6 protein-coding genes are annotated in these 5,058 nt (G+C 40.7%); 3 read left to right on the forward strand and 3 right to left on the reverse strand.

Annotated features, from left to right (window positions below):
• The first annotated feature begins 91 nt into the window (after positions 1 to 91).
• Genes ABDZ53_RS07530 through ABDZ53_RS07540 form a run of 3 tightly spaced genes read left to right on the forward strand, consistent with a single transcriptional unit; the run spans position 92 to position 2,810 of the window.
• Positions 92 to 1,084, forward strand: coding sequence for an ABC transporter substrate-binding protein (locus ABDZ53_RS07530; RefSeq protein WP_343755157.1), 993 nt, complete (start codon positions 92 to 94; stop codon positions 1,082 to 1,084).
• 14 nt (positions 1,085 to 1,098) lie between these two features.
• Entirely contained in the window at positions 1,099 to 2,022 is a 924-nt protein-coding gene (locus ABDZ53_RS07535; RefSeq protein WP_343755159.1) for an ABC transporter permease, read from the forward strand.
• Complete coding sequence (locus ABDZ53_RS07540) at positions 2,007 to 2,810, forward strand: ABC transporter ATP-binding protein (protein WP_343755161.1); 804 nt, start codon at positions 2,007 to 2,009, stop codon at positions 2,808 to 2,810. Before ABDZ53_RS07535 ends, ABDZ53_RS07540 begins: the two co-directional genes overlap by 16 nt.
• A gap of 220 nt (positions 2,811 to 3,030) precedes the next feature.
• On the opposite strand, the gene ABDZ53_RS07545 is transcribed toward ABDZ53_RS07540, so the two are convergent.
• The 3 genes from ABDZ53_RS07545 to ABDZ53_RS07555 all read right to left on the reverse strand — a co-directional run bounded on the left by ABDZ53_RS07545 (position 3,031) and on the right by ABDZ53_RS07555 (position 5,029).
• The gene (locus ABDZ53_RS07545) at positions 3,031 to 3,510 is read right to left on the reverse strand and encodes a nucleoside deaminase (protein ID WP_343755164.1); all 480 of its coding nucleotides are present in this window, start codon (positions 3,508 to 3,510) and stop codon (positions 3,031 to 3,033) included.
• A 68-nt stretch (positions 3,511 to 3,578) separates the two neighbouring features.
• Entirely contained in the window at positions 3,579 to 4,433 is an 855-nt protein-coding gene (locus ABDZ53_RS07550; protein ID WP_343755166.1) for an ABC transporter permease, read from the reverse strand.
• Positions 4,430 to 5,029, reverse strand: coding sequence for an ATP-binding cassette domain-containing protein (locus ABDZ53_RS07555; protein WP_343755168.1), 600 nt, complete (start codon positions 5,027 to 5,029; stop codon positions 4,430 to 4,432). The genes ABDZ53_RS07550 and ABDZ53_RS07555 overlap by 4 nt, the downstream gene beginning before the upstream one ends.
• Between the last annotated feature and the right edge of the window lie 29 nt (positions 5,030 to 5,058).

The following is a 5,058-nucleotide window of genomic DNA, read 5'->3' on the forward strand; positions in this document are numbered from 1 at the left end:
TTTTAAATTTTTCATGATTTAATTATACCATGAGAGGTGCTTTTTTGTCTCTTTTTAGCATTTTCTTTTCAAATAAAAGGAGATGGAGAAAATGACAAAGAAATGGATAAAGAAATTAACGGGATTAGTAGCAGTAGGTGCAGCAGGCTTAGCTTTAGTGGCATGTGGAAACGAAGGCAGTGAGGCTTCAAATGGTTCAACTGAAGACCCCGTGAATGTTGGTATCTTGCAGTTTATGGACCATAATTCTTTAACGGCAGCTCAAGAAGGCTTTATCAGTGGTTTAGAAGAAGCTGGGTTTACAGATGGCGAAAACATGGAACTAGATATTATGAATGCTCAAGGAGACCAGTCTAATTTACAGAGTATGAGTGAGCAATTATCGCGAAACAATGACTTAATGTTAGCTATAGCCACTCCTTCAGCTCAATCAATGGCTACCGCAGAACAGGAAAAACCCATTTTATTTACAGCTGTAACAGACCCTGAAGATGCTGGCTTAGTAGAAAGCAATGAAGAACCGGGCATGAATTTGACAGGAACGAGTGACATGGTACCGATCGATGAACAAATCCGCTTGTTGCTCTCTATTGTTCCAGAGGCAGAAACAGTCGGAATTGTTTATAACTCAAGTGAACCTAATTCAGAAATTCAAGCGAATTTAGCTATAGAAGCTTTAGATGAAGCGGGTGTGACAGCTCAAGTGTCTACTGTAACAACGACAAATGATGTTCAGCAGGTTCTAACGAGTCTGGCTCAAGACATTGACGCTTTATATATCCCAACAGATAATACATTGGCAAGCACTTCCGCTACAGTTGGAGAGATTGCCAGAGAGTACAGCTTACCCGTTGTGACTGGATCAGCAGAACAGGTCGAAGAAGGCGGACTGGCCAATTACGGCATCGACTATGAATCCTTAGGACGTCAGACAGCTCAAATGGCAGTCGATATTTTAGAAAATGGCACGGACCCAAGCACCATTGCAGTTGAAACGTCTGACCACTTGGAATTAGTTGTGAATGAAGAGATGGCAGAAGCACTTGGGATTGATCCGGAAAGTATTTCACTTTCAGAAGAATAAGGAGGATATCAACAATGGATTTATTATTATCGAGCGTCTCTCAAGGCTTGTTATGGTCAGTTATGGCCATCGGTGTGTATCTGACTTTTCGTATCTTGGGACTCGCCGATTTAACGGCAGAAGGCAGTTTTCCTTTAGGGGCCGCTGTCTGTACCAGTTTAATCGTTAATGGCGTCCAGCCTTGGCTAGCTACTTTACTTGCATTAGTGGGAGGCATGGTTGCCGGTTTTATTTCCGGCTTCCTGCATACAAAATGGAAAATACCTGCTTTACTTTCAGGAATTATTACGATGACCGGACTCTACTCCATTAATTTACGGATTATGGGTCAAGCCAACCTGACATTGCTTGGAGAGAGTACATTGATGCGTACCGTCTCCAGCTGGGGTCTGGGTAGAATGAATGCTGTGCTGACAGTTGGTTTTATCGTCGTTGCAATTGTTGTCTTCCTTCTCTATCTCTTCTTCCAAACAGAAGTCGGACTAGCCATTCGCTCAACTGGAGATAACAGTGCGATGAGTGAAGCTAACGGAATCCGAGTCAATACCATGAAAATCGTCGGATACATGCTAAGTAATGGTTTAATTGCTTTATCCGGTGCCTTATTGGCGCAAAACAATGGCTATTCAGATATTAGTATGGGTATTGGGACCATTGTTATTGGTCTGGCCTCAATCATCATCGGAGAAGTTTTCTTCCGTCATCTTACCCTAGTGAAACACTTGATGACTATCGTTTTAGGATCTGTTATCTACCGATTGCTTCTCTTAATTGTTCTGGAAATGAGAGTGGATCCACAAGATCTGAAGTTATTCTCAGCGATTATTCTAGCTATTGCTTTAGGCTTACCTTCTATTCGTTCTAAATTACCTAAACGTCAGAAAAAAGTGCAGAAAAGTAAAGAAAAAGGAGGCATGCTCTCATGGATGCAGCGTTAAGACTAGAAGGGATTCATAAAACCTTCGAAATAGACACACCAAATGAAAATCATGTGTTAAAAGGGATTGATTTAACTGTCAATAAAGAAGAGTTCATTACGGTTATCGGCGGAAATGGAGCAGGAAAATCCACTTTACTGAACAGTATTGCAGGAAGCTTTTCCGTAGAAGAAGGCCAGATTTTCTTAGGTGAAGAAAACATAACGAAGGCTCCAGCATACGAACGCGCTCAACATATTAGTCGAGTCTTTCAAGATGCAAAAATGGGGACCGCTACTCGTTTAACGATTGAAGAAAATCTGGCTATTGCTTGGAAACGCGGAAAAAAACGTCGATTCAGGTGGGGAATACGAGAGAATCAGCGTGCGATTTTTAAAGAGGAACTGAAGAAGTTAGATCTGGGACTCGAGGACCGTCTAAAAATGGATGCAGGCTTACTTTCTGGTGGGCAGCGACAAGCTCTGACTCTATTGATGGCGGCTCTCGTCACTCCTAAACTCCTTCTTTTGGATGAACACACTGCAGCCTTAGACCCTAAAACCAGTCAAATGGTATTAGATTTAACCGATCAGATTATTAAAGAGAAAAAACTGACTGCTTTAATGATTACACATAATATGGAACAAGCTATCAAGTATGGAAATCGCTTAATTATGATGAGTGATGGACAAATTGTGGTGGATGTGTCTGGAAAAGAAAAAGAAGACTTAACTGTTCCTGACTTATTAGATTTATTCAAACGAAACAGTGGAAATGTGATGAACGAAGATGCTTTATTGTTAGCTTAAAGGTGTATGAGATATTCTATGTGACTTTCCAGCTCTCTTTTTTCTGCTTTAGGTCACATAGAACAGTTCTATGCGACCTTCCGAGTTGCATTTGATTGAGCTAGGTCAAATAGGAGGCCCCTATGTGACCTAAGTGAGGAATAATCTAGTTGTAAGGGCGTATAGAAAACGGAATATAAGTAAAAGAGAACCAGATTTAAGGTTCTCTTTTTCGATGTTATTATTTTGAATAATAGTGACGGTGTAATTCCTTTATTTCTTCTGCTAGTTCTGAAACAGGACCGTCAACTGTCGGGTCTTTGATAACTTCTTGTATTGGTAGACCGTATACTTTTGATTGATTACTTACGTCCATCTCATCCATCCATTCTCCCAGTTGTTCAGACGAACTGGCGTAAACAATCCGCCCCAGACCGGCTATTCCATGAGCAGCGGAACACATCGGGCAGTGCTCTCCAGAAGTATACACTGTTGCTTTAGCTCGTTCTTCCGGACTCATATTCTGACCGGACCAACGCGCAATATTAAACTCTGGGTGCTGGGTCTGATCTCCAGACCCTATATGGTTATGGTCTTCAAACAATACGTCTCCTTCAGCAGAAACAAGAACAGAACCGAAAGGCCGGTCTCCTTTCTCAAGTGCTTCCTTCGCCAATTCAACACATCGTCTTAAATACTTTTTGTCTGTTTCGTTTACCACATTCTCTCCTCCTCAAATCACTTTGGTTAATCGTACAACAATGTGAAAGAAAGGTCTAATATCATCTGTTAACGTTTTTTTCGTTGTGCCAGCAAAACAGCTAATCCGTAAAAGATTACAGTAGTTACCGCTAGATAAATGAGACTCGTTGTTGGTGACAGTATAGTATCCCCTACCTGAAAAGCACTTCCCATTGTTAGTTCAAACTCCTGAATTACTTCTACTGGAACTCCTTCGAAAGCTCTATCCATACCTGCCCCCATCATCACTTGACGAAATAAAGCCGCGCCATGAGTGACCGGGAACAACATGGCAAAATACTGAACAACCCGAGGTAGAACTCCAAAAGGAACGTACACTCCTGCTACAAATCCAATAATGGAACTGATGACTGAGGTTGCTGTTTCATATGCCATTGGACTTCTAAATAATTCAACAATTACATACATCATTGCCGTACTGGATAATACTGAAAGCAACATAATGCCTCCAAGTTGTATAAATTCATTTACTGTGAATAGTTGATCGTGGTTAAAATATATGAACGCTTGCGCAAGAATCAATGTCAGCAGCGTCATGATTAACCCTATAGAGAAGGTTCCAAGTAAATAACCTGCTACTCTTTTCGCATATGATAATGGAGTAGCTAAAAAATCTTTATCTACTTTTTGGTCGCGATCATTGACCATTATTCCGAACGCTCCTAAGGTTGTCGTTAAGGACGTTGTCGCTAGAATACCTGCCATAATCCATGTGTCCACTAGTTGTCCTGCATTAGGCACCTCTGTCATTCCACTCGTCAGATTTTCACCCAGGAAAATGATATACAAGCCCAGTGTAATGAGTACCACTAACATAGAGAAAAAGACATTGGCTTTATCTCTGAAAAATATCATCATGTTACGTTTAGCTAAAACGATCATGCGCGTATCTCCTTTCCGGTGATAGCGATAAACACGTCATCCATTGTTCCCGTCTGAACTTCAAAATTATAAATATACTCTTTTAAAGCTTCCAATAAAGGCAAAGCATCTAGTGTACTTGGAACAGAAACAATAGCGGTATCTTTTTTTAAAGTATAGTCATAGGACGATTTATGAAGCAACTCCATTACTCGATCAGCATTAGCAATGCTTAATCTTACTGTATCTGAACTATATGTTTCTTTTAATTGACCAGGAGTACCGTGTGCAACTATTTCACCGTGATCAATAATTGAAATATAATCCGCTTGTGCAGCTTCTTCCATGTAATGGGTTGTTAGAAAGATTGTCATATCTGTTTCTTCCTGAATCTTCTCTAAAGTCTCCCACACACTTTTGCGGGTTTGAGGGTCCAAACCTGTTGTGGGTTCATCTAAAAATAAAATCTCTGGACGATGGACTAAGCCTCGAGCAATATCTGCTCGTCTTCTTTGTCCACCAGACAATTCTCCATATTTGCGATCTAACAGATTTTCGATCCCAGTTGCTTTTACAGGGGACTGGGAAATAACTAGTCCAAAATAAATAAATCGCAATGAAATCAGTCATTTTTCCGACGATTTCA

The sequence above is a fragment of the Alkalibacterium iburiense genome (genome assembly GCF_039521845.1).
Taxonomy (GTDB): Bacteria; Bacillota; Bacilli; order Lactobacillales; family Carnobacteriaceae_A; genus Alkalibacterium; species Alkalibacterium iburiense.

What these genes read in the sequence shown, in the direction of transcription:
- ABDZ53_RS07530 (WP_343755157.1), top strand. Translation starts at nt 92, where the DNA reads ATGACAAAGAAATGGATAAAGAAATTAACGGGATTAGTAGCAGTAGGT.
- ABDZ53_RS07535 (WP_343755159.1), top strand. Translation starts at nt 1,099, where the DNA reads ATGGATTTATTATTATCGAGCGTCTCTCAAGGCTTGTTATGGTCAGTT.
- ABDZ53_RS07540 (WP_343755161.1), top strand. Translation starts at nt 2,007, where the DNA reads ATGGATGCAGCGTTAAGACTAGAAGGGATTCATAAAACCTTCGAAATA.
- ABDZ53_RS07550 (WP_343755166.1), bottom strand. Translation starts at nt 4,433, where the DNA reads ATGATCGTTTTAGCTAAACGTAACATGATGATATTTTTCAGAGATAAA.